The 25,411-nt window shown below is 62.0% G+C and carries 23 protein-coding genes; 12 read left to right on the top strand and 11 right to left on the bottom strand.

The genetic code is table 11. The features are described from left to right. The first annotated feature begins 103 nt into the window (after positions 1-103). Positions 104-991 carry an MBL fold metallo-hydrolase gene (locus ACFX4T_RS13490; protein WP_223946688.1) on the top strand — a complete coding sequence of 296 codons (888 nt, stop codon included), beginning with the start codon at positions 104-106 and terminating at the stop codon, positions 989-991. 116 nt (positions 992-1,107) lie between these two features. Further along, positions 1,108-2,277: a hypothetical protein gene (locus tag ACFX4T_RS13485; protein ID WP_377652322.1), complete on the top strand. Its 1,170-nt coding sequence runs from the start codon at positions 1,108-1,110 to the stop codon at positions 2,275-2,277. Between the two features lie 82 nt (positions 2,278-2,359). On the opposite strand, the gene ACFX4T_RS13480 is transcribed toward ACFX4T_RS13485, so the two are convergent. Beyond that, entirely contained in the window at positions 2,360-2,983 is a 624-nt protein-coding gene (locus tag ACFX4T_RS13480) for a hypothetical protein (RefSeq protein ID WP_377652321.1), read from the bottom strand. Positions 2,984-3,002: 19 nt separating this feature from the next. On the opposite strand from ACFX4T_RS13480, the gene ACFX4T_RS13475 reads away from it, so the two are divergent. Beyond that, positions 3,003-4,217: a cell wall anchor protein gene (locus tag ACFX4T_RS13475; RefSeq protein WP_377652320.1), complete on the top strand. Its 1,215-nt coding sequence runs from the start codon at positions 3,003-3,005 to the stop codon at positions 4,215-4,217. A 103-nt stretch (positions 4,218-4,320) separates the two neighbouring features. Next, positions 4,321-5,538 (top strand): MFS transporter, encoded by a 1,218-nt coding sequence (locus ACFX4T_RS13470; RefSeq protein ID WP_377652319.1) that lies wholly within the window; start codon positions 4,321-4,323, stop codon positions 5,536-5,538. Between the two features lie 117 nt (positions 5,539-5,655). Here ACFX4T_RS13470 and ACFX4T_RS13465 read toward each other — a convergent pair whose 3' ends face one another. The 5 genes from ACFX4T_RS13465 to ACFX4T_RS13445 form a co-directional block, all read right to left on the bottom strand. Then, complete coding sequence (locus tag ACFX4T_RS13465; protein ID WP_377652318.1) at positions 5,656-7,023, bottom strand: acyltransferase; 1,368 nt, start codon at positions 7,021-7,023, stop codon at positions 5,656-5,658. Positions 7,024-7,142: 119 nt separating this feature from the next. After that, the gene (locus ACFX4T_RS13460) at positions 7,143-7,655 is read right to left on the bottom strand and encodes a hypothetical protein (RefSeq protein ID WP_377652317.1); all 513 of its coding nucleotides are present in this window, start codon (positions 7,653-7,655) and stop codon (positions 7,143-7,145) included. Then, positions 7,652-8,371, bottom strand: a complete 720-nt coding sequence (locus ACFX4T_RS13455) for a signal peptidase I (protein ID WP_377652316.1) — start codon at positions 8,369-8,371, stop codon at positions 7,652-7,654. The genes ACFX4T_RS13460 and ACFX4T_RS13455 overlap by 4 nt, the downstream gene beginning before the upstream one ends. Further along, positions 8,355-8,978, bottom strand: a complete 624-nt coding sequence (locus ACFX4T_RS13450; RefSeq protein ID WP_377652315.1) for a SipW-dependent-type signal peptide-containing protein — start codon at positions 8,976-8,978, stop codon at positions 8,355-8,357. The genes ACFX4T_RS13455 and ACFX4T_RS13450 overlap by 17 nt, the downstream gene beginning before the upstream one ends. A 33-nt stretch (positions 8,979-9,011) precedes the next feature. Beyond that, entirely contained in the window at positions 9,012-9,542 is a 531-nt protein-coding gene (locus ACFX4T_RS13445; RefSeq protein WP_377652314.1) for an alternate-type signal peptide domain-containing protein, read from the bottom strand. A gap of 246 nt (positions 9,543-9,788) precedes the next feature. Between ACFX4T_RS13445 and ACFX4T_RS13440 the strand changes: the two genes are divergently transcribed. Beyond that, on the top strand, positions 9,789-10,004 hold the full coding sequence (locus ACFX4T_RS13440; RefSeq protein ID WP_377652313.1) for a hypothetical protein: 216 nt from the start codon (positions 9,789-9,791) through the stop codon (positions 10,002-10,004). Positions 10,005-10,036: 32 nt separating this feature from the next. On the opposite strand, the gene ACFX4T_RS13435 is transcribed toward ACFX4T_RS13440, so the two are convergent. Both ACFX4T_RS13435 and ACFX4T_RS13430 read right to left on the bottom strand, forming a co-directional pair. Beyond that, positions 10,037-10,948: a phosphatase PAP2 family protein gene (locus ACFX4T_RS13435; RefSeq protein ID WP_223946677.1), complete on the bottom strand. Its 912-nt coding sequence runs from the start codon at positions 10,946-10,948 to the stop codon at positions 10,037-10,039. Between the two features lie 303 nt (positions 10,949-11,251). Then, positions 11,252-13,936: an AMP-binding protein gene (locus ACFX4T_RS13430; protein ID WP_377652312.1), complete on the bottom strand. Its 2,685-nt coding sequence runs from the start codon at positions 13,934-13,936 to the stop codon at positions 11,252-11,254. A 193-nt stretch (positions 13,937-14,129) separates the two neighbouring features. Between ACFX4T_RS13430 and ACFX4T_RS13425 the strand changes: the two genes are divergently transcribed. From ACFX4T_RS13425 to ACFX4T_RS13410, 4 genes are read left to right on the top strand one after another with little or no spacing between them, the layout of a single operon-like run. Further along, positions 14,130-15,548 (top strand): ABC transporter substrate-binding protein, encoded by a 1,419-nt coding sequence (locus tag ACFX4T_RS13425; protein ID WP_377652311.1) that lies wholly within the window; start codon positions 14,130-14,132, stop codon positions 15,546-15,548. Next, positions 15,545-16,510 carry a carbohydrate ABC transporter permease gene (locus ACFX4T_RS13420; RefSeq protein WP_377652310.1) on the top strand — a complete coding sequence of 322 codons (966 nt, stop codon included), beginning with the start codon at positions 15,545-15,547 and terminating at the stop codon, positions 16,508-16,510. The genes ACFX4T_RS13425 and ACFX4T_RS13420 overlap by 4 nt, the downstream gene beginning before the upstream one ends. 8 nt (positions 16,511-16,518) lie before the next feature. Next, positions 16,519-17,391 carry a carbohydrate ABC transporter permease gene (locus tag ACFX4T_RS13415; protein WP_377652309.1) on the top strand — a complete coding sequence of 291 codons (873 nt, stop codon included), beginning with the start codon at positions 16,519-16,521 and terminating at the stop codon, positions 17,389-17,391. Between the two features lie 23 nt (positions 17,392-17,414). Next, positions 17,415-18,899 carry a glycoside hydrolase family 32 protein gene (locus ACFX4T_RS13410; RefSeq protein ID WP_377652308.1) on the top strand — a complete coding sequence of 495 codons (1,485 nt, stop codon included), beginning with the start codon at positions 17,415-17,417 and terminating at the stop codon, positions 18,897-18,899. Between the two features lie 114 nt (positions 18,900-19,013). Here the strand turns inward: ACFX4T_RS13410 and ACFX4T_RS13405 are convergent, their stop codons facing one another. Then, the gene (locus ACFX4T_RS13405) at positions 19,014-20,069 is read right to left on the bottom strand and encodes a LacI family DNA-binding transcriptional regulator (protein WP_377652307.1); all 1,056 of its coding nucleotides are present in this window, start codon (positions 20,067-20,069) and stop codon (positions 19,014-19,016) included. Positions 20,070-20,182: 113 nt separating this feature from the next. Then, positions 20,183-20,803, bottom strand: a complete 621-nt coding sequence (locus tag ACFX4T_RS13400; protein ID WP_223946670.1) for a DUF2510 domain-containing protein — start codon at positions 20,801-20,803, stop codon at positions 20,183-20,185. A 104-nt stretch (positions 20,804-20,907) separates the two neighbouring features. Here ACFX4T_RS13400 and ACFX4T_RS13395 point away from each other — a divergent pair, with 104 nt between their 5' ends. Continuing rightward, positions 20,908-21,516, top strand: a complete 609-nt coding sequence (locus ACFX4T_RS13395; RefSeq protein ID WP_377652306.1) for a hypothetical protein — start codon at positions 20,908-20,910, stop codon at positions 21,514-21,516. Positions 21,517-21,534: 18 nt separating this feature from the next. Here ACFX4T_RS13395 and ACFX4T_RS13390 read toward each other — a convergent pair whose 3' ends face one another. Then, positions 21,535-21,912, bottom strand: coding sequence for a VOC family protein (locus ACFX4T_RS13390; RefSeq protein WP_377652425.1), 378 nt, complete (start codon positions 21,910-21,912; stop codon positions 21,535-21,537). A gap of 94 nt (positions 21,913-22,006) precedes the next feature. On the opposite strand from ACFX4T_RS13390, the gene ACFX4T_RS13385 reads away from it, so the two are divergent. Then, complete coding sequence (locus ACFX4T_RS13385) at positions 22,007-23,047, top strand: o-succinylbenzoate synthase (RefSeq protein ID WP_377652305.1); 1,041 nt, start codon at positions 22,007-22,009, stop codon at positions 23,045-23,047. A 76-nt stretch (positions 23,048-23,123) separates the two neighbouring features. After that, entirely contained in the window at positions 23,124-25,214 is a 2,091-nt protein-coding gene (locus ACFX4T_RS13380; protein WP_377652304.1) for a PhoX family protein, read from the top strand. Positions 25,215-25,411: the final 197 nt, after the last annotated feature.

The raw sequence follows: 25,411 nt of genomic DNA, 5'->3' as shown, positions 1-25,411 counted from the left end.
CCCCGGGTTCACCTGGCGCCGGGTCATTCCGGCTTCTCCCAGCCGGGCATGGGTAGAATCGAGGCCTGAACATCGCCGGATTGCATTGGATACGGAGAACTCATTGTCAGCTTGGCACGAACTTGGCACAGACAACTACGTCTTGGAGACCGAGGGGTCCTTACTCAACACCGGGCTCGTGGTGGGCAGTGAGCTCGCCATGGTCATCGACACCGGATGTGGCCCGCGCCAAGGCCGCGAGATCCTCGCTGCTGTCCGCGAAAAGACCCAGCTTCCGCTGGTGGTAGTCAACACGCACGCCCATTACGACCACTTCTTCGGTAACGCTGTTTTTGCCGACGACGGCGTGACAGAGTTCTGGGCGCACGCCAACTGTGCGGCAACCATCGAACGGGACGCGGACAACCAGCGTCGCTTCGTCGCCACGAACGAACCGGAGATGGCCGCGGGGGAGGGTGACGCCGTCGACATCGTTGTTCCGAACGCAATCGTTGGTGACCAGCCCGTTCTGGTGGACCTTGGCGGAATCACCGCGACGCTGTTCTATCTGGGCCGCGCCCACACCGACGGTGACCTTTTGGTGGGGACAAACTCGACCCTGTTCGTCGGGGACCTCGTCGAGCAGGGCGCCCATCCTTCGTTCGAGGACTCGTACCCCGAGGAATGGGCGGACGTCCTCCGGCACATCTCCGCTTTGCGTCACCGGTACGAGTTCCTGGTCCCAGGCCACGGCAAGCCTGCGAGCGACGAATTCGTCAAAACCATGGCCGACACCATGAGCACCGCAGTGCGGCAGGCAACACAGTCCATCCGCGACATGCCCAACGATGCAACCAAGGCCATCCCGGTGCTTCCTTATGGACCGGAGCAGTCGCGCTGGTTCATCAAGCGGCTCCAGGAGACCAACGCCCAGCACGGAAGGGCTGCTGGCGGATCCCTGGCAACCCCCGACGTTGGCCCCGGGAAGACTGGCTTCTATCCTTCTTCATAAATGAAGGTTCCTTATAAATTTGTCATCTTGATTACCGTCTCCCCATGGACTATTGGGTCAGACCAGTCCTAGGATGAAGTCGACCATCGGTTTGCGGCTACCTGGGGGGTGTCGAGATGAAGGCCATTCGCGTATTTCCGCGCGCTACTCAGATTCTCCGCTCCGTCATGATCGCTGGCGCCGGTACCGCAATTTGGATGGCATTGTCCGCGACGGCCGCCAGCGCCGATTCCGGGATCACCGATAACCACTCGCTGTTGGATGGAGTGACGTCTTCGGTGTCGTCGGCCGTTCCATCAGCCGACAGCGTAAGCAAGCAAACCAACAAGACTCTCAGTGCTGCAACGGGTGCGGTCAAGAAGGCGGCCGCGTCCGTTGCTACTTCCGTTGGGCCTAAGCCCTCCGCGCCCGTCGTCACTGTCCCGGTACCGAACTTACCCCTGCCGGCTCCCGCCAAAGCCGTGGTCCCGGCGCAACCGATAACCGTGCACGTTCCCTCTGTGACGCCGGTGGTTGAGCGCGTCGCGGACTCCGCGGACAAAGTCATAGCCACAGTCCCCGTGGTTCATCGGGTTGTTCCCAGCGATACGGTCGGCAGCGTTGTGGACACGGTAGTCAAACCTGTCATTGGCGCCGTTGACGACACCGTCGAGGCAGTTGTTCCTCCGGTAAATAATGTCCTGGAACCGGCTGGCCTCGACCCCGTGACGGACGTGAGCAACCCGGTTGTAGTCCCCATCGTTGGGGTCATCGGCACTATCCTCGCGCCTGTCGGCAACGCCTTGCCCCCGATTGTTGGACCCGGGAGCCTGCTTCCGCCGCTATTGGGGGGCGACGGAGCTATGCTCCCCACGACGCCCGGCGCTGGCGCGGTGCCGCCACCCGCCGTCGGGAGCTCAACAGGGACTTCAACGGCCGAAGGGTTGGCCACGGAATCTACTGGCGTGCCCCTCGGGACAACCCCGCCCAGCCTCAATGCCGACGTTTCACTGGCCTTTGTCCTGGCGCGAGGTTTTGCTTCTGCTTCACCCGGTGCCATAACCGGCGCCTCTGTGATCGTCGAACCTGACGCTCCATCCGAGCTGCCTGCCGACCCGGACGCGGCACCCTTTGGTGTCACGGGTACGGGCTCGGGTACCTCACAAAATGGGCCACCAAGCCCTGCCGCAGCCTTCCTGCACGGTGCGCTAATCGTCCCTGCAGACACACTTTCTGGTCCAGCAGCGGCCAGCAATGAAGATCATCCAAAGCCGGTTTCTTTCGATCCCGGCTCATCTCCTGACTAGTTCCCCAACCCAGCCGCGCCTCTACATGCGGCCGATGGTTAGCCGGACGATCCGTCATCGGACGTCTATGGGAACACGACCTTCAGGAGAAGATCACAATGAACTCGACAATTCGCAGGTGCCTGATCGGCACATGCTTTGCCGGAGGCTTAATTGCCCTCGGCGGGACCGCGGCCAACGCGGCAGATACGACCAGCGGAAAGGACGGCACCCTTTCCGGCACACAGGTGGTGGCACCGGTGACAGCGCCAGTCAACATCGGAGCGACGTCATTGGCCCTCGTGGGAGATTCTTCCTCAACCACAAAGGCGCCAGCAGCCGCTCCGGCTGCACGGACGGCGCCCGCTGCCAGCACCGACGGTTCCAACGGCGTCGGCTCCGGGACACAGGTAGTCGCGCCAGTAACAGCGCCCATAAACCTGGGCTCGTCATCAGTGGGTCTGCTGGGGGGCTCCACTGCGACGGGCCCAGCCAAACCTGCCGCTCCAACTGCAACAAGCAGTTCGACGGCGGCTGGCACCAACGGTACTGGAGGCACAGCCTCCGGTACCCAAGTAGTTGCACCGGTGACGATCCCCGTAACGGTGGGATCGACGTCGACGGGTGTCCTGGGGGACTCATCGGCAACGACATCACCAGCAGCAACATCAGGTTCTGCGCCAGCCCAAGCGCCGGCGCAGGCAACAACGTCGGGGGGAGATAGCATCGCATCCGGCGCTCAGGTAGTGGCTCCGATATTGGTCCCTGTTAACATCGGAGCCACTGCCGCGGGTGTGGCTGGAGATTCAACAGCCACGTCCGGCGCACCCTCGAATACAGGCAGCGCACCTGCTGCCGCTACACCCGGTGCTACGACCAATGGATCGGATGGGGTTGCTTCTGGGACTCAGGTGGTTGCTCCGGTTACCGCTCCCGTGACTGTTGGTTCGACGTCGGCTGGTGTGCTGGGTGATTCGTCGGCTAGCAACACCGGGACCTCAACCGGTACTTCCGGGACGGGTATGACATCAGGGTCCACCACGAACGGATCGGATGGGGTTGCTTCTGGGACTCAGGTGGTTGCTCCGGTTACCGCTCCGGTGACTGTTGGTTCGACGTCGGCTGGTGTGCTGGGCGATTCGTCGGCCAGCACTGCTGGTACGTCCGGTGGGACTGCCCCGGCGGGAACGTCGGGTGCCAGGACCAGCGGATCGGATGGCGTTGCTTCTGGGACTCAGGTGGTTGCTCCGGTTACCGCTCCCGTGACTGTTGGTTCGACGTCGGCTGGTGTGTTGGGTGATTCGTCGGCCAACACTGCCGGTACGTCCGGTGGGACGGCCCCGGCGGGAACCGCACCAAGTGGAACTACGAGTGGAAGTGACGGGATCCTTTCCGGTACGCAACTGGTTGCTCCGATCACGGCTCCCATCACTGTCGACTCCACGTCGCTTGGCATCGGTGGCGCTTCAGTTGGCTCCATCACGCCGCCGGTTGTGAATCCTCCCCTGGTCACCCCTCCGGCAGGGAATCCTCCGGTGGTGAATCCTCCGGCGGTCACGCCTCCGGTAGAGAACCCACCGGTGGTCAACCCTCCAGTGGTGAACCCTCCAGCCGTCAATCCGCCGGAAGTTAACCAGCCTGCTGGTAGTGGTGGAATTGGGTTGGGCGGTGCCAACACGGGCACCAACAACCCTGGCATCGAGATCGGTGGGGCCGGATTCGGCAATGCCGGCGTCGGGACAACCGGAATCGGAGGCGCTCAGCTGGGTAGCGGCTTGGTAACCGCAGGAGGCACTCAGGGTGTGCTGACTGCAGGCGCGGCGACAGGCGTCGGGAGTTCCAATTCTCTGGCCACTACGGGCTTGGACGGCAGCTTCACCCTCTGGGCAGTTGGCCTTCTCCTCACCGGCTTGGCACTCTCGGCAGGCGGTCATCGGAAGGCAACTGCTAACCGCATCTAATCGCCTGGACGAGGCCTAGTCTCGCGAGCAGTTGTTGCGGTTCCGGACTCCCGGAACTGCGACAACTGCGAGGCGGCTGGGCTGGAGTCCTAGGATGAAGGGGATGACAACCACCCAGGAAGATCAAAACTTCAGCCTCCGCAGCATTGCGTTACCGGCATTCGGGCCTGCGCTGTTGTTCTGTATCGGCGAGGGGGCGGTTCTTCCGGTGATCGCGCTCTCGGCGCGTGATCTTGGAGCATCCGTGGCAGTCTCGGCGTTGATCGTGACTCTAATCGGCTTGGGGTCCTGGCTATTCAATATCCCGGCATCGCTCATCACCATGAGGTTCGGCGAACGCTGGGCGATTGTTGGGGCAGGTGCCGTAGGAGCCCTCGCGCTCGGCGCGGCAGCTTTCGCTCCACAAATGGAGCACGGAATCTGGTTGCTGGCCGCGGCTATGACGTTGGTGGGTATGTCTGCGAGCGTTTTCAACCTGGCCCGGCAGAAGTACCTCACCGAGGCCGTCCCAGTGATGTTCCGCGCCCGTGCGCTGTCGACTTTGGGCGGAGTCACGAGGATCGGAATCTTTATAGGTCCGTTCATTGGTGCAGGGGTGATGCAGTTCGCCGGAATCAGCGGGGCGTACTGGGTTGGCTTTGTCGGGATGATGGCGGCCGCTGCTTTGTCGCTCACCATTCCCGACTTGGTGGCTCCCGCTACGTCCGACGGCGGACCGGTCATTCCGGCGTCAACGCTGCGCAATGTAGCTGCTTCGCATGCCGGTGTGTTCCTGTCCGTGGGCTTCGGAATTCTGTTGCTCAGCGCGCTGCGTGCTTCGCGCCAAGTGGTCATCCCACTGTGGGCCGACCACTTGGGCATGGATGCGACGCAAGCATCGCTGATTTACGGCCTCTCCGGCGCGATCGACATGCTGGTGTTCTATCCGGCTGGGAAGCTGATGGATCGCAAGGGACGGCAATGGGTGGCGGTTCCTTCCACAGTGATCATGGGCACGGCCTTGATCCTCATTCCGTTCACTGGCGGGTTCGTTCCACTGTTGCTGGCAGCTCTGCTGATTGGCTTTGGCAACGGCATTAGCTCCGGGCTCATCATGACACTGGGCGCCGACTTCTCCCCGGATAACGGAAGGAGCCACTTCCTTGGCATCTGGCGGTTCATTGCTGATTCGGGTGCCACGGGTGGGCCTGTGCTGTTGTCCGCCCTGACTGCTGCCATTTCGCTCGCCGCTGGAGTCTGGGCCACGGGCGTCCTGGGCTTCGCAGCGGCAGCCGTGTTCGCCGTCGCAATCCCCAGGTTGAAGCATCGGCGGAACTACTAGGCTCCAATTCTTGGTTGGGGTACCGGGCGACGTTGCTTCCGGACCCTGTTTGAGGCTGGTCAGGCCGCAAATCAACCCATTCAGGCTGTTTCCAAGCCGACGAAAGCTGAAAGTAGGTCAGGAAGCCGCGCGCTCCTGAGCCACGCGATCTAGGGCAACGGGAGTCTTCCACTTCCTGTCCGGACGACGTCCCGTCACCAGCGCCACGGCAACCACCAGCAGCACCAATCCCCACGTTGCATTTGCGGTATCCAATGCCGTCCGCATCACGACGAACGGCGGAATGATTGCCAGCGCCGTAGCAACTGCGATGCGCCACATTGCCGGCCTCGCAGCACCGGGCGCCAGCGCAGTGCTCGCGAGTTCCAAGCGGACCAAGGGCGTGGACACCAGCAGAACGAGCACCCAGGCTGCCACGTAGAACAGTGGCCGGCTCAGCCACCAATCCGTACTGGCAGGCTCGGGGAAGGGAAGCCGAAGCACCAAGGCGATCCCGAACATGGCGATGATCAGCGGCAGGTGCCAAAGATAGATAGTCATCGCCCGGCTACCCACCACGAACATCACTTTCTGAATCCATGCCAACTGCACAGCACGCTGAAGCAGGGGATACGCGGCCTTCACAAGCAAGACGTGCGCCAGACCTACAAGGATCAGCGGGAACATCGGCGGGTTCTGGCTGGTCAGCATGTCCACGGGATAGGGGCCGACGTGCGTGAGCGGCACCAGGGCGACATAGCAGCCGACTGCTGCCGCCACGAGCTTCCAGCGGGCAAACCGGTTAAAGAAACCATCGGCGTAGAAGAACCCGAACTGCTGCAGCAAGCCCCAGACGAACACCATGTTCACCAAGCCAATGGGGTTCGAGTCGAAACCCCACGGGTTATGTTCCAGCCCCAGTCGCAGGACATCGACGACGGCGGCGCCCGCGGCCAGCGCTGCGACGGTCCTGTAAGGAGCTGCCTCGTGAAATTTCGCCATCGTGGGAACCATTGCCTGACAGATCAGGTAGGCGGCAAGGAACCACAACTGCACCCCGGCGCCCGCAGCGATAACTGTCAGCAGGCCACTAGGGACACCTGCCGCCGTCGCGGTCCACAATGCAATCGCGAGGAACGCATACAACGCAACTGTGGGGCGGACCAGTCGCAGGACGCGGTTACGCAGGTAGTCGCCGGCATCCCCGCCCTTACGCCGAAGACTGCGCCACGAGGTGAGCGAAGCGAATCCACCCACGACGAAGAACAGTGGCATGACCTGACCGAACCACGTGCCTTGGGCGAACCAGCTCAGTGATGTCAAAGGATTTCCGACGCCGATCCCGGAGCCATCAACGCTGATCCCCATCATGAGCAAATGGACGGCGACCACGGCAAACATGCAGGAGACCCGGATCAGATCGACCACGAGGTCGCGGGAGGCCGGAACTCCCGCGAGGGAACGGGGAGTGCCGCGGCGCTGACCGGACCTAAAAGTGGAAGACATGGGGCTCCTGGGAAACTTGGGCTTTACTCCATCGATTAGATTAATCGTAGATCAAGCGTCCCGTGAAGGCCATGGGTACTTCTACCAGGTGGTTATCGCCGGCTCGAGGTCGGTCCGGTCTACACCGGACAGGTCAGGTATTTTCCATTGCCGGAGAGCTTCAAGCGACGTAGCTCGCCCGTGGCCGTGGTCCCAGTGTTTTGCAACGCCGTCACTTGAACGTCAACTTCTGGGTTGTGGCCGTCGAGAACGCCGGTGAGGAAGATGGGGCTGCTGGGCGTCAAGTCCAAAGTTGCAGACGGAGGCACCACCGGGATGGAAACGTAGACGCTGCTGGTACTCATCTTGCCGCCGACCGTCATCGCTGTCGGGGAGCTTAAACCCGCGATGCTGATCCGGACAGTGCTTGTAGTTATCTGGGTGCAGGTCAACGTCAATCCGACAGGCGTGGGTGTTGCGGTCGGGGTAGGCGTGGGGGTAGGCGTTGAAACCGCGGCTCTTACGGTCATGGTTGCGGTGGAGCTCTGCTCCCACAGTCCGAATGCGGACGTTCCGCCGATGCCCACTAATACAGTCAGGCAGAAAAGGCCAACGGCCCAGGCTTTGGCCGAGGGGCCAGTTCCCTGCTTCACGCAGACTGCCTTTCCTTTCGCGAGCTCCGTACTTCCCGGAGCATGGTGAACCCACCGTAGCCGATCAAACCCACGGCGCCCACAGCCAACCACAGCGAGCGGTCGCTGTTGCCCAGGGCGTTCGCGACGAACCCCACGAACGGTACGGCGTACAGCAACTTACCGCGAACCTGGATTTCACGAACGGGCTGGGGATCCGCGACGTCGTTGTTGTCGCCCTTGGTGGTGAGCGTCTTCTCGCCCGTCTGGAGGAATCCGAAACCAACAATCCTGTGCGTGATGACACCCGGCTTGCCAGATTCGATCTGGTACGTAATCACGTCGCCGAGCTTCAGCTCGTCAAAGTCCGCCGCCTGCGAAACCAGGAACGTACCCGGTGCGTACTTCGGTGCCATGGAGTTGGTCAGCACTGAATATGTTTGCGAACCGGTCACCTTCGGCAGCATGATCAGCACCGTGACCGCCAGGAGTGCGAGCGAAAGAAGTACGACGCCGAGTCCCCGGCCGATGCGGCCCAGTAACCGGCGGCTGGAAGTACGTTCTGAGGAAAGCCGCTCGGATTCCTGCGGTTCCGCGTTTTCTAGTTCGACTGCGACGGACACGTCGGCGCCAGTTTCACCAAATGCAGGAGTGCTGGACGATTCGGTGCCAGGCGTTGTTTCCAGCAGTAGCTCATCAAGGCTATTGCGATCTTTCAGGCTACTGGGCGCAACCATTGGGAACCCCACATTTCTGACGAGCGTGTAGCGGAAGAGTGATTGAGACGGAACTGCCCTCAACGCTGGAAGGCGCGGCAGCGTCCAAGGTCACCTTGAAGCAGAGTGTGGCGGTGGCACCTTTGGCGATTGCCGGCGTCGTAAATCCTGCCCCGCCCAAAGGCTGATAGCCGCTTGCCGATGAGCATGCGGTGCTCGACGCCGCACTGGCGGCACTCACAGTGAGATAGTCGCCCAAGGTACCGCCGGACACGTTGCTGACTGTAGGTGCCGTAGCGGTGACGGTGATGTCGAAGACCCCTCCGGCGTCGCTGGCGTTTCCGATTCCCATGGACGTATAGACGGAGCTGCCGCGGACCAAGTCCGCCAGAGGTGCCTGTGCCGTGGTCAGTGCCAACGTTGTCGCTTGGTCATTGACGGTCATGGGCATCGAGGACCCTGAAGGGTTTCCTGTCAGGTTGACCGTAAAACTGGATGCTTTGATCGTGCCCGGCTGGGCAACGGCGTTAGCAGACCAGAGTGCGTACGTACCCTGAACGGCCATGAGCCCCAGGAGTACGGCAGCGACCATAAGGCCAGCCGTCTTGATGCTCCTGGGGATTCCCATTGACACTCCTGTTGAATTGTTGCGGGGTAAGGACTACTGGAGGCCGGACTGCTGCACCTGTGTCAGCGTGAACGACACGTTGCCCAGATTCCTGCTGGCGTTCACGTCCGTGCGGGTTGAGGTGCTGGACTTGAATTCGAAGGTGATGCTGGCCGTGACGTGCTGTGAAGTAGTGAGGGGGTTGGCGATGACGTCCCCATCAGCGTCAGTCAGCTTGGGCGAGGTGACGGTGACGTTGGCGGGATCGAATCCTGCGCCCGCATCGGTGTTGGTGGCGACGAGGTTGGCGGCCATCTTGTCGCCCGTGAGGGTGATGTCCAGATCCTGTGTGTAGGTCAGGAGATCGCCGGGAACCACCAAGTATGTGCCGATGTTGACAGGGTTGCCTGCGCGGTCGGTCCAAACGCCGGTTGCTGCCTGGACATTCAAGTCGCCAGCCACAATGGTGCCTGCTGCGGCGGAATCCGAAGCATTCCACCAAGCCAGTGTTCCTCCGCCACCCAGGAGCAGCGCTCCACCAAGTGCAACGGCCGCTGCGCCTTTAAGCATTGTTGTGTTTTTCACGGTGAGACCTTCTTTCGTGTTGTTGTGGCTTCTGCCTTGCGATTACTGTCGCGGTCTCAGATCAAGGCTCCATGCGGCGCTGGCTCAAGGTTGGATCAAGCTTTTCGGGGCTTGAAACCGAAGATGTTGCAGTTTGGAAATAATCCGTAAAGATGTTTGTAATCTTGTAAAAATATGCTTGAGGCATTAAGGGAATCTGGCAGTGCGGGAATTTACTCAAACATTGAAGGGGCGGCGCTGATTACCATGCACATCAAGGAATTCTGGGATCAACTTTCACCGGAAACGCAGCAATGGCTCATCGATAATCCGGGAAGCATGATCATCCCGCGCACCCAGACGGCCATCCTCAACCATGAGACGGGTGAGGATAGCCCTGTCGACGGGCACGGAGGCACCTTGCTGACGGAAGAGGACCGGGAGTTCATCCGCACACAGGCCCGGCGCATCGAGCGGAAGTAAGCTGCCGCCGTCGAGCCCTAAATCTCCGGTCCTTAGCGCTTCCTGGCCGCCAGGCCGAACAGCCATGTCCCGCCCAGCGCGGAAAGGTAGCCAGCGACCACAATGAATGCAGTGCCGGCCCAGAAGTAGTCCACAGTGCTGTCGGCGCTGAGCCCCGGCATGACCTGGAGCAGTGAGTAGCCGGCCACGACAGCTGCCAGGAGCAAGGCAATGGCGGTCAACCATACCCAGAAGCGCGACGCTGCCCAGTGCTCGCCGTAGCCTTTCCAAACATTCCAGTCACTGCCGCCGCGGAGGATCAGCCATCCGGCAGGAAGCATGACGGCGCCCACTACGAGGAAGGCGGCTACGACATCGGAGGGCCGGTGCCATTGGTTGATGAGTGTCGAAACTCCAGTGGCAACTGCGAAGGTGCTGCCAAGGAACGCCGCCAGGGGCCGCCAGCGGGGCGAGACCATCAGGAAGACCGCCGTAGCAGCGGACGCTGCCAATGTTGTGTGGCCGGAGGGGAGTGAGTTGAGTTCAAGTGTTTGAACGCCGCGATCGGGCCTGTCCGGGATGAAGAACTTGAGCACCTGGGTAGCCAGGTTGGCGGCGATACATGCGGCCACGGCAATTCCGGCCGCAGTCCAACGGCGGCGCGCAACGGTCACGAAGAGCACCACGATGATAGCGATTGCCAGGGACAGAATGGGCAGCATATCCAGGAACTTTGTAGACGCCCTGCCCGCAGAGCCGCTCAGTTCAGTGGCCTCAACCAATGCCGACTCGTCGATGAACTGACCCATGGTGGTTCGCACGAAGAAGTAGTACGTGACAACCAACCCCAGGATGCTGGCAAGGGTACCCAAGCCGAAAAGCAGTCCTGTACCGATGCCGGGCTTGCGACCTTGTGCTGACCGGTCAGGGGACATCGCGATGGGGCGGGACTGCTGGGAACTCATTGAATCAAGACTGCCACAGTTCGCTGGAAGGCTCATGTGAAAGATGCCTCCGGCGCGGCGCACCTACCAATAAGGCGCCTTATGGTCAAGGGCAAATCAGCCTATTCTTAACCTATGGAACCTACTACAGGCCTGATGCTGGCGTTGCTGGCTGTGATTGTCTGGTTGGGGATAACCATTGTGCCGCTGGCGCTGTTGGCTCCGTCGCATTCTCGGCGGGAAGATGGGTCCTCCGCGAACCGGAGGGGCCGCCGTGACGGTCACGCACGGGCGTTTTCGGGCGCTCGGCCGGTCTTCTCGCACTCATCCGCGAGAACGCGATCGATGCGGCACCCTCGCATCCAGCACTGAAATCCTGTCCGGCCGCGGGTCGGGGGAATTGAAGTGGCTCCGCTTTTGTCGGTTACGAAGCCACCGCTCGATGCTGCCCATGGCGCGCGTCGCGGTGGCCCAGTAGGCCACGCCCACCAACAATGATGCCGCGACGGCCAGCCCTTTGTGGGTCTGTTCAAAGAGCGGGTACACCAGCCAGTGCGTGACGTAGATATACAGTGACGAGCTGGCCAGAAGAGCCGTGATGCGGTGAAGGCCGCGGGGCACGGGCAAGGTAGGAATCCAGAGGAGGATGAGGAAACCTACCAGGATGGTGGCGCTGCGGTATTCGTTGCTGAAGGACCCAGGAATCGTCAGTAGGGCGAACGCGGTCATAGCGGCGCGTTGCCACCACTGCCGCGATACAGCCGCAGCCCATCCGAAAGCGAACAGCCACAGGACAGGCCCTTGGCCAGGGTAGGGCAGCTCGATGATGTCGAAGCGCTGCAGGAGGTCGACGCCGGCCAACGCGAGTGGAAACGCCCACGGCCATCTGCGTGCCGCGCGGTCCACCGCGGGTATGGCCAGCAGCAGAGCCAACCCGATCAGGATGTGCACCAGCACTTCAACGAACCAGAAGCGGGACATATCCGTCCCCCCTTGGGGACCAACGATTGAGTTCAACAAGAACACGTTGTGCCAGCCGTAGTCGTCAGTGACGGCGAACGCGACGCCGATCACCAGGACGCTGGGTACGACGATCCGCGTGACGGCACGCATTTGCCTCCGGAGCCGTTCGCGCCGGGATCCCGTCAGTTGGAAGCGGGCAAAGTTGTAGCCGGCAACCGCCATCAGCACGTGGGCGGTGCCTTCCCAGGAGAAGAACTTGATGTGAGTGGCGACGATGAAAATGATGGCGACCGCGCGCAGCACGATCCCGGTTTCCATACGTGCTGACAACTTCCCGCGCCAATTCCGGAGAAATTTCCTGCCAGTGGCGCGCGCATCTTCATGTGCTGGATGGGTTGCGGCTTCGGGTGCGGGGATAAGCTCGCAAATGGGCATCAGGTGCCACCCTTGCGGGATGCGGCCAAGTGCACGCTCAAGCCGTACCGACGCCGCCACATAGGAGAGTGAATCTCCGCCAAGGGAAACGAAGCTGTCGGTCTCGGTGATGTCTGGCTGTTCCAGGACCTCTGCGAAAATCTCAAGCACAGTCTCTGTCCCCGGAGTGGATTCTGACCCGGGGTGGCGCTCCGTCTCCGAAGACAGGGGCTCCGTCTCCGCACACAGGGGCTCCGGCTGCGCAGACAACGCGAGGATGGCCGGATAGTCAGGCTTCCCGTTGCCCAGCCGTGGAATGGCTGGTACCGAATGCAGTTGGACGGCCGCGCGGGGGACACCCAGAGCCTGCGCAAGGCTCTTGGCGACCAAGGCAAGATCGTGGTGTCCTTCCACGGCCACAACCACGACGTCGTCTGAACCAGCGGCAGCTGCGATCAGGCCAAGATCTGCAAGGAGCCGCTCAACACGTCCCAGGTCAACGCGGAGCCCAACGATCTTCACGAAGCGGCTGCGCCTGCCCACAATCTCATAGAGTTCATCAGGACCGAGCCGGGCGAGGTCGCCGGTGTGGAGTTCGGTAATTTCCCGGCCCAGGGCCAGATCTTCGGGTTTCTCGGCGTACCCCAGCATGACGTTTGGCCCGGTGTAGACGAGCTCCCAGTCATCCAGCCCCGGCACTGGTTCGAGCCGGAATTCTCCGCCGGGGATCGCGACGCCAATGGCATGCGGATGCTCCGCTGCCAGGTCCGGTGGCAAGTAAGCCATGCGGGCGGTGGCTTCGGTCTGCCCGTACATGACGAAAAGGTCCCAACCCCGTTTGCGGCCCAACTCTGCATAGGATCGGACGCGCTCGGGAGCAAGACGACCTCCAGCTTGGGTGATGTAGCGCAGGCTGGGAACGTCCATGTGCTCGAATCCCACACGGTCCAGAAGCTCGAAGGTGTAGGGGACGGCGGCGAACGACGTGACGCCCTCAGCGCGGACCAAGTCCCAAAAACATGGGTCCACAACGGAGAGCTCTGTCAGCGCCAGGGATGCACCCACCAACAAGTGGCTGTTCACCACGCTCATCCCATAGCAGTAGGAGAGGGGAAGTGTTGTGACGGCAGTATCGCTGGGACGCAGGTGCAGGTATTGCGCGATTGCCGCTGCGTTCGCTTGGATGGAATCCGCGGAAAGTCGGACGAGTTTCGGCGAGCCAGTAGACCCTGAAGTGCTGACCAAAAGTGCCAGATCCGGGTGCAGTTGGTGTGCTGTCTCGTGGCGGCGCACGTCCAGGACAGGCTCGCCGTCGGAGGACCGCGCAATGATGTCTGGATCGTAAGCGGCAATGAGAGTTTCGGCTGCTTTCCCACCGCCAGCGGGCAGGATCAGCAGTGGATTGCCCGATGCCAGGGCTGCGAGATACACCGTCAGGGACGGCAAGGTGTTGTCGGCTTCAAGGGCAATCAGGCGGCGCCCAGGGCCGAGTTGGCGTGCCATATCCTCTACGCGCGCGGCCAGGTCGCGGTAGCTGATGGAGCCGTGGCCGGCTCTGATGGCGGTGCGGTCGCCGAAGGACGCCAGGTTGGTGGCGAACGAGATTCGGGCCACGTCCGGATGGGTAGTCACGAAAGACTATGTAACAAGGTAAACCTAACCTAACTCAACTGGATAATGCTTTGGCGAAGAATCATGACGCGGCTATTGCTCCCGATAGGACCGGAGAGTGCTGGTGAGCTCGCTGCAACTTTCCTGTGACGCTTGACACGTGTTAGGTGGCGGGTCTACAGTTCCTAACACGTGTTAGGAAGGGAAATTCAGAATGCCGGGAACCAATGGGGCTTTGCGACAATTCACACGCAGGACCGCCCTCACAGCCCTCGGTGCTGGGATAGTCGGAGCAACAGCGGCGTCGTGGCCGCGATTGACCGCGATGGATATTCCAGGCCGGGGAGACAACAGCCTCAGCATCGCCATCATGGGCACCGCCGCCGACGCCGCGGCCCGCCAGAAGGTAATTGACGCCTTCGCCAAGGTCCACCCAGAGATCAAGGTCAAGGTTCAAGCCATCCAGGCCGTGGACTGGAAGGACTTCTTCACCAAGATCCTCACCATGGTGGCAGCAGGCACGCCGCCGGACGTTGTGTACGTGGCCACAGAAGGTGCCCAGCTGTTCGCCGAGAAACTGGCGCATCCGCTGGACGAGTACCTTCGCCGCGACGCCGACCACATGAAGGAGTACTTCGAGGACGTTCACCCCAGCTTGGTGGAAGCCTTCATGTACAAAGGCAGCCTCTTTCAGCTCCCCATCGACTGGAATGCCGCCAACATGTACTACAACACCGCGTCATTCCGTCAGGCCGGCTTGGATCGCCCCGCCGACGACTGGACGCACCTGGACTTCCGCAGCACCCTCGCTGCGATGAAGAAGGTCAAGCCCCAGGACTTCACGCCGTACTACTGGACCAACCGTCTCTTCGGCGGAGTAGTGCCATGGCTCTACGCAAACGACACGAGCTTCCTCAAAGAAACCAAGTCCACCGGAGGCGAATGGCTCTGGGATGGTTTCTACGCCAACGACCCCTCGCGCAGCCTCCGCTCCGGCGGTTACCAGTGGCTCGAACCCAACGCTGACGATCCCCGGGTCTTCGAATCCTTCGACTACCTCCGTGGTCTGGTCAAGGACGGACTGGGTGTCCGGCCTGAGGAAGGCGGCGGCAGTGCACTGATCGGTCTGTTCGCCTCCAACAGGATAGGTACGACGCCGGCGGGCGGCTACTGGGTACAAGGCCTCCACGAAGCGGGGATGACTGAGGACGGATTCGACGTCCAGTTCTTCCCGAAGTGGCGGACCCAGCGGCACCAGTTCGGTACGGCCGGCTACGCGATCATGAAGACCGCCAAGGACAAGGACGCAGCCTGGGAATGGGTGAAGTTCAGCTCCAGCAAGGAAGCCATGCAGATCGTGTTCCCCACCCCGAACACCACCCCGGCACGCCGTTCCATGGTCAACGAAGAACTCTACGCGGGCACCGGTCCACGGAACTGGAAGGTCTTCTACGAAACCCTGGATAAGTTCCCCACCACAGGTCCCATTCCGGCACCACCCCAGCAGGCCGCCGTCGAAACGGCCCTCATGAAAAACGTATCCCTCGCTGTCAGCGGGGACGAGCGCCAGCTCAAGCAGGCCCTCGAATCAATGCAGCGCGATCTCGAACTGGCCCTGAGGAGGCAGCCATGAGCACCGCAACCAGTACCCCCACCGGGACCGGGAGGAAGCCGGGCGGCCGTCAGGTCACGCACAAGCACAGCCAACCCTCCAAGCGTGGCCGCGTCCAGCAACGCTGGCTGCCATGGGCTTTCCTTGCCCCGACCATCGTGGGCATGGGCATCTTCACCCTGCTGCCGATCGTCGCGTCCGTGGCGCTCGCCTTCTTCCGCTGGGACATCATCTCCGCGCCGACGTTCGTGGGCTTCGACAACTTCGCCGAGGTAGTCCAGGACCCGACCGTCCGTGTCTCGTTCCTTAACACCATCGTGTTCGTCATCGTGGCCGTAGCCCTCCAGCTGGGACTCGCCCTAGGCCTGGCGATCATGGTGCAGGAAAAGCTTCCTGCCTGGCTGAGGGTGTTCTTCCGCTCCGCCTTCTTCTTCCCACTGATCCTGTCCGCAGCTTCGGTGTCCATCTTCATGCGCTATCTCTTCAACGAGCAGTTCGGCGTGGTGAACTGGTTGCTCTCGCTCGTCGGCATCCCAGCGGTGCCGTGGCTGACGACGCCAGGTGGTTCGGCCGCCGTCGTCATTCTTGTGTACGTGTGGCAGAACTTCGGGTTCTCATTCCTGCTGTTCATCGGTGGGTTGGCCTCGATCCCGGTGGAGACGTACGAAGCCGCATCGATCGATGGCGCCACCGGCTGGCGCAAGCATTTCTACGTGACGTTGCCGCTGCTGAGCCCCACCACCTTGGTGGCATCCGTGATGGCCATCATCAACGCGCTGCAAGTATTCGATCAGCCCTACGTGCTCACGCGGGGCGGGCCCGGCGACTCAACGCGTACCGCCGTCATGGTCATCTTTGAATCCGCGTTCCAACGCCTCGAATTCGGCCAGGCCTCGGCGATCGGCGTGATCCTGACGCTCATCATCATGGCCATCACAGCCGCACAGTTCCGGCTCAGCAAACGATTCGTCTTCTACCAGTAAGGCCCGCCATGACCCTCATTTCAGAACGTGTTGAAACCACGGCGCCTGTGGTTACGCGCAAGAAGCGCGACTGGTCAGTTGCCGGACGCATCGCCGCCTTGCTGATCGCGGCCGTCTTTGTCCTGGGCCCCGTTCTCTGGACGCTATCCACCTCGCTGCGGCCGCCGTCGGAATCCTTCAAACTGCCGCCGGCATTCCTGCCCCTGAACCCGGACCTCACGTCCTATCAGCAGGTGTTCAAGCAACTCAACATCGTGCTGCTAGTACTGAACAGTGCCCTGGTGACCGGACTGATCGCCGTCGGGCAGATGGTCACAGCAGCACTTGCCGGTTACGCATTCGCGCACCTTCGTTTTAGGGGACGGGGCGCCCTGTTCTCCATCGTCCTGGCCACCATGATGGTGCCCGCACAGGTGACGATCGTGCCGGTCTTCATGTTGATCCGCGGCGTCGGACTCTCGGACACGCTGCTCGCCTTGATCATTCCGGCCATCCCGACGGCGTTCGGCACCTTCCTGATGCGCCAGTATTTCCTGGGGTTGCCGGGTGAGCTCGCTGAAGCGGCTGCGATCGACGGCGCCTCGCCGTGGCGCACCTTCCGATCCGTGTACGCACCGCTGGCTGTGCCCGGCCTGGCGATCGTGGGCATCCTGGCGTTCAACTTCCACTGGAACGAGTTCTTCAGGCCACTCATCATGACCATCTCCGAGCAGAACTTCACCCTGCCCCTGGGGCTGGTGTCGCTGCAGGGCAACCTCGGCACCGGAAGCATCTCCGTGGTGCTGGCAGGCGTCGTCCTCTCCATGATTCCCGCGCTGGTGGTGTTCATGTTCGGCCAGCGCGCACTGCAGGACGGACTCACCGCTGGAACGGGCAAGTAGCTTCTCCCATTGAAAGGGTTCCAGTGACGGACCTTGCACTTTTTGATTCTCTGTTGTCTGCTTCGACGCACCCGGATCCGGCCTTCCCGCGATTCCACCCCCGTCCGGCCCAAGGTTGGATCAACGATCCCAACGGCATCAGCTACATCAACGGCCGGTACCACGTCTTCTTCCAGTACAACCCGGAATCGGCCCGACACTCGCAGATCCAATGGGGACACGTGAGTTCTGCGGATTTGGTCCATTGGGAAGAACACCCCGTCGCACTTTCGCCTCAGGCCGGCGGTCCCGATTCCGCGGGCTGCTGGACCGGCGTGGTGGCCTCTGATGGTGGCGTTCCGACCGCAGCTTACTCGGGCGTTCGCGATCATGGAGGGCATTCGCAGGTAGTGATTGCCCGCGGTTCCTCGGACTTGGTGACGTGGGAGCAGGACGGCCATGTTGCAGCCTCCATGCCCTCCGATCCTCTGGTCACGGCAGTGCGCGATCCCTTCCTCTTCCGCTTCAACGGTGCTCGATATGCCATCCAGGGAGCTGGTCTAGCTGATGGGCGCGCCGCGTTGCTCCTGTACACAGTGGAGGACATGAACGACTGGAAGTACCAAGGCATCTGGTTCACCTCTGCTGACCCAGTGGCTGCTGTTCACACGCCGGCCGAGATTTGGGAGTGCCCGCAGCTGGTAGAGGTGCCTGCTTCTGGTGCTTCCTCTGGTTCTGCCTGGGTGATGATGTTCTCGCTTTGGTTATCCGGCGACGACCACGAGCACGCCAACGGGGTTGGGCACCTGATCGGTTCCCTTTCCTCGGACCCCGCGACGGGCTTGCCTGTGTTTGTGCCGTCCTCCGGTGGGAAATCCGATCTTGGACGCGACTTCTATGCCCCGCAGATCGTGCAGCTCACTTATGGTTCGGCTGATTCTTCGCCTGCTGCATTGTTGTGGGGGTGGGCCAACGAAGGTCCCGGACGCGACGGTCGCCGTGGCCGCACCCAGGAGGAAATCGACGACGCCGGATGGGCCGGCGTGCTGACACATCCTCGCGTTCTGTCCTTGGTTGACGGGGCACTGGCTGTTTCCCCGGCTCCCGAGGTGTTGGCATACAGGGGTGCTGCTGTGGCTGCGGGTGCTGCCTTGGATGCGGATGCTGCCGTGGTTGCGGGTGCTGCCGGTTCGGTGGTGGTGCCCGCGTTTGCCGAGGTGCTCGTGAGGGGTGGTGCTGTGCCTGCTGGTGCTGTGCCCTCTAGTGGCGTGTCTTCCGGCGATGTGGAGCTGGTGCTTGCTTCAAGTGCAGATGGCGATTCCGTCGGCAACAGGCAAGTGGTCTATTCGGGTTCGTTGGCTCCGGGGGAGGAGCTCCGGATCTTCATCGATGCTTCCCTCGTGGAGGTCTACCGCACGGGTTCGGTCGCGACGACGCTTCGCGCGTACCCTGCGGCCGGCGAGGAATGGCAGCTCACCCTGCCCGACGGCGCAACTGCCGACGTGTGGGAGTTGAAGCTCCCCGAGTAGGCGGCAGGCCGACGTCGTGCGTTTGGAGCTAGGACGTCGTAAGCCCGCTATTCCGTTGTTGCCCAACAACGAGATAGCGGGTCAGCAACGGGGTTGCCCAGCGGTTCAGCGTGCTCAGCGTGTTGGCGCAGGGCCGGTTGATTCCCGGATAACCAGACGGCAGGGAACCATCGTTTCCACGCTAGTTTCGGCAGTGTCCGTGCCGGAAACGCCCTCGATCGAGTCAAGAAGCGTCGTCATGGCCGCGCGTCCGATTTCACGCAGCGGCAAGGCCATGGTGGTCAGGGCGGGGACCATGGTGTCGGCGATGCGTGCTTCGTCGTCGTAACCCATCACCGAGAGATCCGCCGGAATGCTGAGGCCCAATCGGGCGGCGGCCAAGGCAACACCGATTGCCAGGCGGTCATTCGCGCACATGATGGCCGTGGGCCGCTCAGCCGGGGACACGCCGTCGAGCAGTTTCATGGCGCCGTGGAAACCGGCGTCGATGTCCCAACCCGCCATGGTGATCCGGTCCGCGCGAACCGACAGGCCAGCGGCGGCGTACGCATCCCGGTAGCCCTCAACGCGCAGGGGAGCGGCCGGGGAACCCTCAGCGCCCGCGAGCAAGGCGATGTCCCGATGCCCCAACTGCAGCAGGTGCTCGGTAGCGTCCCTGCCGCCGGTGATTTCGTCCGGGATGACGTGATGAAGTTGAGGTTTGGGGCTGCTGTCGTAGCAATTGGCCAGGACTGACGGGACCCGCAGCATGCCGTGGGGAACGTCGAGGGGCTTCAAACCCACGGTCACGTACATGAGCCCGTCCACTTGCCGGTCCAGGAGGGTTTCGATTGCGCTCGCATCCCGGGCGGCATCGAGCTCGGTGTCCATGACCACGGTGACGAAACCACGGCTGCGGGCGACATCGTCCGCGCCGCCGATGATGTTGCCGTCGAAGGGGCTGACCACAACTTCGTCAGACACGATGCCGATCACCCGGGAGCGCTGATTCCGCAGGCTGAGCGCGATCGCGTTGGGGGAGTAGTTGAGTTCCTGTGCGGCCAAACGGATCCGGTCCTGGCTCTCCTTGGCCACGTTGCCGTCGCCGCGGCCATTGAGCACCAGCGAGACCGCACTCCTGGACACCCCCGCCCTTTTGGCGACGTCCAGTGCAGTGGCCTTGCGGTTCATCGGGAGGTCCTTCCATCCTTCATTTGTCAGCATTCTACCTAACGCGTGTGAGGACGTGGGCTGCAATGCCGGACTCCGAAGTGATCACCGCCCTATGGACCGTGCCGCAGAACTTACGCGTTGACCGAGTATCCGACTTGCGAGTAGAGGGACGACATCAGGGTTGCCGTCCAAATGCCCACCACGATGAATGACAATACGATCGTCCCAATCATTGCCCAGATGGGGGCCATGCCTCGGCCGGGCGCCACTTTACGGACGATGACCGTTCGGCCAATGATGTACACGGTTGGGCTCAGGAAGCACCACGCCCAGTGGAACGGACGAATTACCCCTGAACGGGCTAGGCGCTGGTAATCGAAGTACGCGCAGAGCACGCATAAAGCCCAGATGAGGAAGCCCGAGATCTGAAGCATGAAGTAGCCGGGCGTATAGATGGACGTAGGGTCAAACGTCGTTGCGCCCTGCCGGGTGGTGATGTAGTGGAAATTTGGCTGCCAGGTCAGCAACAGCCCCAAAGAGAGCAAAGGCAGGATCAACATGGCCCAAATGAACGGGTTGTAAACCGGGGTTGCGTTGCTGATCAGGACACGCTGGAGCGGCATGAACTGCGCGGTGGCAGGCGCAAGATGTGGTGTCCACTGGAACCCGTCCCACCAGCGCATCTGCCGCGGTTCGGACGGATCCGGGTACCAGCCCGCCGGCGTCGATGATCCGTTTGCTGCTTGCGTCATATTGCCCCCGTGTTGAGTCGTGAATCAGAGGATATCGCGGTTGCTTCCTCCCAGTCGTCAGCGGGTCCTCCCGTAATTCTTTGCCACGGTGTAAGGATTGGAGCATGAGCTTCTTCGACGACCTCCCCGAACCTCCGGAAAGGCCACGTCAGCCCCAGCCATTGCGGCCAGGCTGGGCCGGACCGCCGTCGGACGAGTTACCCGGCGTGGTCCACATCGGTGAGTTCATCCACTCTCGTCCCCAGTTGGTGATGGCGCTGAAATCCGTGGAAGTTTTCTCTACGGGCTGCGTCCTGAATCTTGTGTGGAGCATGCGACGCAGCAACGAATCGGAACGCGAGTGGAGGGACGCTGCTGACCAAGCCCTCAATTATCCCCGCACCGGCTTGGAAATCGACTCCGGGCTCAGGATAGGTGTTGCGCTTGCGGATGGCCGCCGGGCCATTGCAGCCCATAACGGTCCGACATTTGAAGGAGACCAAGAGGATGTGACCGGGCCGGTGCTGACTGTCCTCGGTGGCGGAGGAAGCAGCGCGAGTGGAGAACAGGTGGAGTCCACCGGACGTTACTGGCTCTGGCCACTGCCGCTCGAAGGAGACACACGGCTCATCGCCAAATGGGATGCGATCGGATTGCCCGAAAGCTCAGTGGTGATATCCGCCGAACAGTTAGGTCAGGCGCTCGGGAGGGTTCGCAAGTACTGGTCCGACTAACGTCGTCCGGTTATGGGATCAGGGCTCAAGCCGCTTACGCAGGAGGCAAAACTCGTTGCCCTCCGGGTCTGCCAGGACGTGCCATTGCTCGTTCCCGGTCTGCCCGATGTCAGCAGGACGGGCGCCGAGGGAGAGCAAACGTTCCAGCTCGGCTTCCTGGTCCCTGTCGACCGGATTGACGTCGATGTGCAAGGGGAGCCTTCCAGTCCGCGGGTCGCTGCTGGGACTCAGGATGATGGTGGGCTGGAGGCCGCCGAACCCCACGTCCGGAGGGCCGATCTCGATCGCGCCATCTTCCCGGTCGAGTTCGACGTAACCGAGGACGTCGCTCCAGAACCGCGCGAGCACTTCGGGATCGGCACAGTGGAGGACCAGTTCGCTGATACGGCAAGCCATGGAACCCAGTGTACGGATTCCTGGAATGTCCGGGTTGTCCACATAGCGTGATTGGCCAGCCTTTGACGCCAGGAGCCGCCGGTACAGTGGCAATATGCCTGCTCGCCTTACTGATTTACCGTCGCCTCTGCCGTCGCTCGAAGAACTCCTCGACAACGCCCACGTCGTCTCACTGCCCATGCGCGTGAAGTTCCGCGGCATCATGGAGCGGGAAACACTCCTCCTGAAAGGGCCGCTGGGTTGGGGCGAATTCTGCCCCTTTCCGGAATACGACGACGCCGAATCCTCGCGCTGGCTCTCTGCCGCCTTGGAAGGGGGCTGGGTTGGGTTCCCTCCAGCGCTTCGGGACAGCATTCCCGTGAACGCTACGGTTCCTGCGGTCGCTGCAGAACGTGTCCCGGAAGTACTTGCCCGGTTCGGCCGGGTGGATGCCGTCAAGATCAAGGTTGCTGAACGTGGGCAATCCCTTGCCGAGGACCTTGCAAGGGTCACCGCCGTGCGCGATGCCCTCCCGGACGCGGCCATCCGCGTCGATGCGAACGGCGGCTGGGATGTCGTCCAAGCCGTAGAGGCGCTGGGCAAATTGTCAGTTGTCGGACTTGAATATGCAGAGCAACCGGTCCCGGACATTGAGGGCTTAGCTGAGGTGCGCCGTCGCCTTGCCTCCGCGGGAGCGCCCGTCCTCATAGCCGCCGATGAAAGCGTTCGGAAAGAATCCGACCCCCTTCGCGTCGCGAGGGCTGGAGCTGCGGACTTGATCGTCGTCAAGGTAGCGCCGCTTGGGGGTGTGGCACGTGCCCTGGACATCGTCGCCCAAGCCGGCCTTCCCGCCGTCGTCAGTTCCGCCTTGGATACCTCCATTGGTATCCGCGCCGGTCTGGCGCTCGCAGCCGCGCTACCTTCGCTGCCGTACGCCTGTGGGCTTGGCACCGTTTCGCTCTTCGCCTCGGACGTCACCCTGGATCCCTTGGTAGCCGACGACGGCGCCATTCGCCTTCGCGAAGCCGTCGCCGATGCTGGGCTGCTGGAGCAGCATGCCGCTTCGGCGGAACGTCGCGACTGGTGGCTGGAGAGGCTGCGACGCGTACATTCGGCGCTCGCTTCCTCCCAAGAAGACCTGTTCACCGAAACTTAACCAGAGAGTCCTCTCGGATTCGGATTGCGCTGAAAGGCTCAGCGGGAACCTCGTACATTCTCTGGAAGGTCCCCTCATGTCTGATACCACCGGACGCACGTTCCCGCTGCTGCCCATGTTCGGCCACACCAAAGGCAAACGCAGTGCCGTCACGTGCGCTCTCAAATGCGACAACGCCTGTGCCGGCGATGTTTGCAACACGAGCTCCAACGGCTACTTCCGCGACATCGCCTCAACGGCAATGAGCCGCCGCGCCGCCCTGGGGCTTGGCGCCGCCGGTGCTCTCGCCGTCGTTCTTGGTGGTGCCATAACCGGTTCTGACACTGCAGTTGCCGATGCTGGCAACGGATTGTCGGACGCAGCTAAGAAGGGCTTCGCGAAGTCCAAGCTCCAGTTCACAGCCATCAAGCCTGTTGACGCCGCTGTTGACGCTTTCACGGTTCCAGAGGGCTACGACTGGAAGCCCATCATCCGCTGGGGCGATCCCCTCTTCGCTGATTCGCCAGCCTTCGACCTTAATGCGCAGACGGCTGCTGCCCAAGCACGCCAATTTGGCTACAACAACGACTACACGGACATCATCCCGGTTCCCGATTCCAAGGACCGCCGTGCAGTGCTGTTCACCAACCACGAGTACACGAACGAGAACATCATGCTGCCGGCAGGTTTTGACGCCGCCGAAGCCCGCGCAATCGGCCGAGCCGGTCACGGCCTGACCGTTGTAGAGCTCGAGCGGAAGAACAAGAACAAGCCGTGGAACTACGTTCAGGCAGCCCCTCTGAACCGCCGCTTCCTCACCGACACCGTCTACGAACTGACCGGCCCCGCTGCCGGTACAAACCTGGTCAAGACCATCGACGACCCCGCGGGTCGCTGGATCAAGGGAACCTTGGGCAACTGCTCCGGCGGTACCACCCCGTGGGGAACCATTCTCTCCGGCGAAGAGAACTTCAACGGCTACTTCGCCGCTCCGGGCACCAGCGATAGCGACAAGCGCTACGGCATATCTGCGAAGCCGACCACGCGCCAGTGGGAACTCGACGAGCCCCGCTTCGATACCCGCAACGCCGGTTACGCCAATGAGACCAACCGCTTCGGCTGGATCGTGGAAGTTGACCCCTTCGACCCCACTTCCACTCCGAAGAAACACTCCGCCATGGGCCGTTTCAAGCATGAGGGTGCCAACGTGATCGTCGCCCCGTCCGGCCAAGTGGTGGCGTACATGGGTGACGACGAGCGCTTCGATTACCTCTACAAGTTCGTCTCCAAGGGCAAATACCAGCCGGGCGACTCAGCGGAGGCCCGTAAGAACAACATGAGCCTCCTTTCCGAAGGCGACCTCTATGTTGCCCGCTTCACGGGGGACTCCCCAGCTGCTGAGATTGACGGCACGGGCAAGGTTCCGGCCGATGGTGCCTTTGACGGCACCGGTGAGTGGTTGCCGTTGGTGGTGGGTGGCGTCTCGGCAGTTCCCGGCATGTCTGTTGCTGAAGTCCTGGTCTACACCCGTCTTGCCGCTGACAAGGTTGGGCCCACCAAGATGGACCGTTGCGAAGACGTCCAGCCCAACCTGCTCACCGGCAAGGTTTACGTGGCCTGCACCAACAACTCGGACCGCGGCAAGACCGGCAAGGAAGGCGCCACCGAAGTCAACCCTCGGACGCAGAACCGTGACGGCCACATCGTGGAAATCACCGAAGGGCCGGATCAGACGGGCACCAAGTTCAACTGGACGCTGCTGCTGGTAGCCGGTGACCCGGCCAAGAACACGTCCACCTACTTCTCAGGGTTCCCCGCGGAGAAGGTTTCTCCCATCTCCTGCCCCGACAACGTGGCCTTCGACTCCGTGGGCAACCTCTGGATCTCCACCGATGGCGCACCGTCCTCTATCGGCTACGCAGATGGGCTGTTCAAGGTCACCCTCGAAGGGCGCGAACGCGGAAAGGTGGAGCAGTTCCTCGCTGTTCCGCGCGACGCTGAGACTTGTGGTCCGATCATCCACGACGACGAGCGGACCGTTTTCGTAGCGGTCCAGCACCCGGGCGAGGAAGGTACGTTCGCGGACCAGCACTCGTTCTTCCCGGACTACGTAGACGCCGGAGCCACGCCTGCCGCTGGTGCGGCGCGGGCTCCCCGGCCGTCGATCGTCCAGGTATTCCGTAAGTAGCACTTGCCCAGAAATGCTCCTCTGCCTGGGATCTCCCAGCAGGGGAGCGTTTCTGTCTTCCCCGATGCTCTCTCACTTCCTGTCCGGTTTTGAGCGTTCCTCTCTCACTTCCAGTCGGGTCCCTCTGCGTCAGGCTGGTTGTGAGTCAGGTGGTGTGTGACGAGAGCAGGAGTAGCCATGACTGTTGGCCCGAGAGG

It is taken from the genome of Paenarthrobacter sp. YIM B13468, from assembly GCF_042788025.1.
Taxonomy (GTDB): Bacteria; Actinomycetota; Actinomycetes; order Actinomycetales; family Micrococcaceae; genus Arthrobacter; species Arthrobacter aromaticivorans.
This window is presented reverse-complemented; position numbering and strand designations above follow the sequence as displayed.

Bases quoted from the DNA above. Each gene is read 5' to 3' on its own strand.
- ACFX4T_RS13380 (WP_377652304.1), top strand. From the start codon at position 23,124: ATGTCTGATACCACCGGACGCACGTTCCCGCTGCTGCCCATGTTCGGC.
- ACFX4T_RS13480 (WP_377652321.1), bottom strand. From the start codon at position 2,983: ATGCTATCTCCCCCCGACGTTGTTGCCTGCGCCGGCGCTTGGGCTGGC.
- ACFX4T_RS13405 (WP_377652307.1), bottom strand. From the start codon at position 20,069: ATGAACCGCAAGGCCACTGCACTGGACGTCGCCAAAAGGGCGGGGGTG.
- ACFX4T_RS13470 (WP_377652319.1), top strand. From the start codon at position 4,321: ATGACAACCACCCAGGAAGATCAAAACTTCAGCCTCCGCAGCATTGCG.
- ACFX4T_RS13420 (WP_377652310.1), top strand. From the start codon at position 15,545: ATGAGCACCGCAACCAGTACCCCCACCGGGACCGGGAGGAAGCCGGGC.
- ACFX4T_RS13415 (WP_377652309.1), top strand. From the start codon at position 16,519: ATGACCCTCATTTCAGAACGTGTTGAAACCACGGCGCCTGTGGTTACG.
- ACFX4T_RS13440 (WP_377652313.1), top strand. From the start codon at position 9,789: ATGCACATCAAGGAATTCTGGGATCAACTTTCACCGGAAACGCAGCAA.
- ACFX4T_RS13425 (WP_377652311.1), top strand. From the start codon at position 14,130: ATGCCGGGAACCAATGGGGCTTTGCGACAATTCACACGCAGGACCGCC.
- ACFX4T_RS13385 (WP_377652305.1), top strand. From the start codon at position 22,007: ATGCCTGCTCGCCTTACTGATTTACCGTCGCCTCTGCCGTCGCTCGAA.
- ACFX4T_RS13450 (WP_377652315.1), bottom strand. From the start codon at position 8,978: ATGGGAATCCCCAGGAGCATCAAGACGGCTGGCCTTATGGTCGCTGCC.
- ACFX4T_RS13485 (WP_377652322.1), top strand. From the start codon at position 1,108: ATGAAGGCCATTCGCGTATTTCCGCGCGCTACTCAGATTCTCCGCTCC.
- ACFX4T_RS13455 (WP_377652316.1), bottom strand. From the start codon at position 8,371: ATGGTTGCGCCCAGTAGCCTGAAAGATCGCAATAGCCTTGATGAGCTA.
- ACFX4T_RS13435 (WP_223946677.1), bottom strand. From the start codon at position 10,948: ATGAGTTCCCAGCAGTCCCGCCCCATCGCGATGTCCCCTGACCGGTCA.
- ACFX4T_RS13395 (WP_377652306.1), top strand. From the start codon at position 20,908: ATGAGCTTCTTCGACGACCTCCCCGAACCTCCGGAAAGGCCACGTCAG.
- ACFX4T_RS13465 (WP_377652318.1), bottom strand. From the start codon at position 7,023: ATGTCTTCCACTTTTAGGTCCGGTCAGCGCCGCGGCACTCCCCGTTCC.
- ACFX4T_RS13400 (WP_223946670.1), bottom strand. From the start codon at position 20,803: ATGACGCAAGCAGCAAACGGATCATCGACGCCGGCGGGCTGGTACCCG.
- ACFX4T_RS13390 (WP_377652425.1), bottom strand. From the start codon at position 21,912: ATGGCTTGCCGTATCAGCGAACTGGTCCTCCACTGTGCCGATCCCGAA.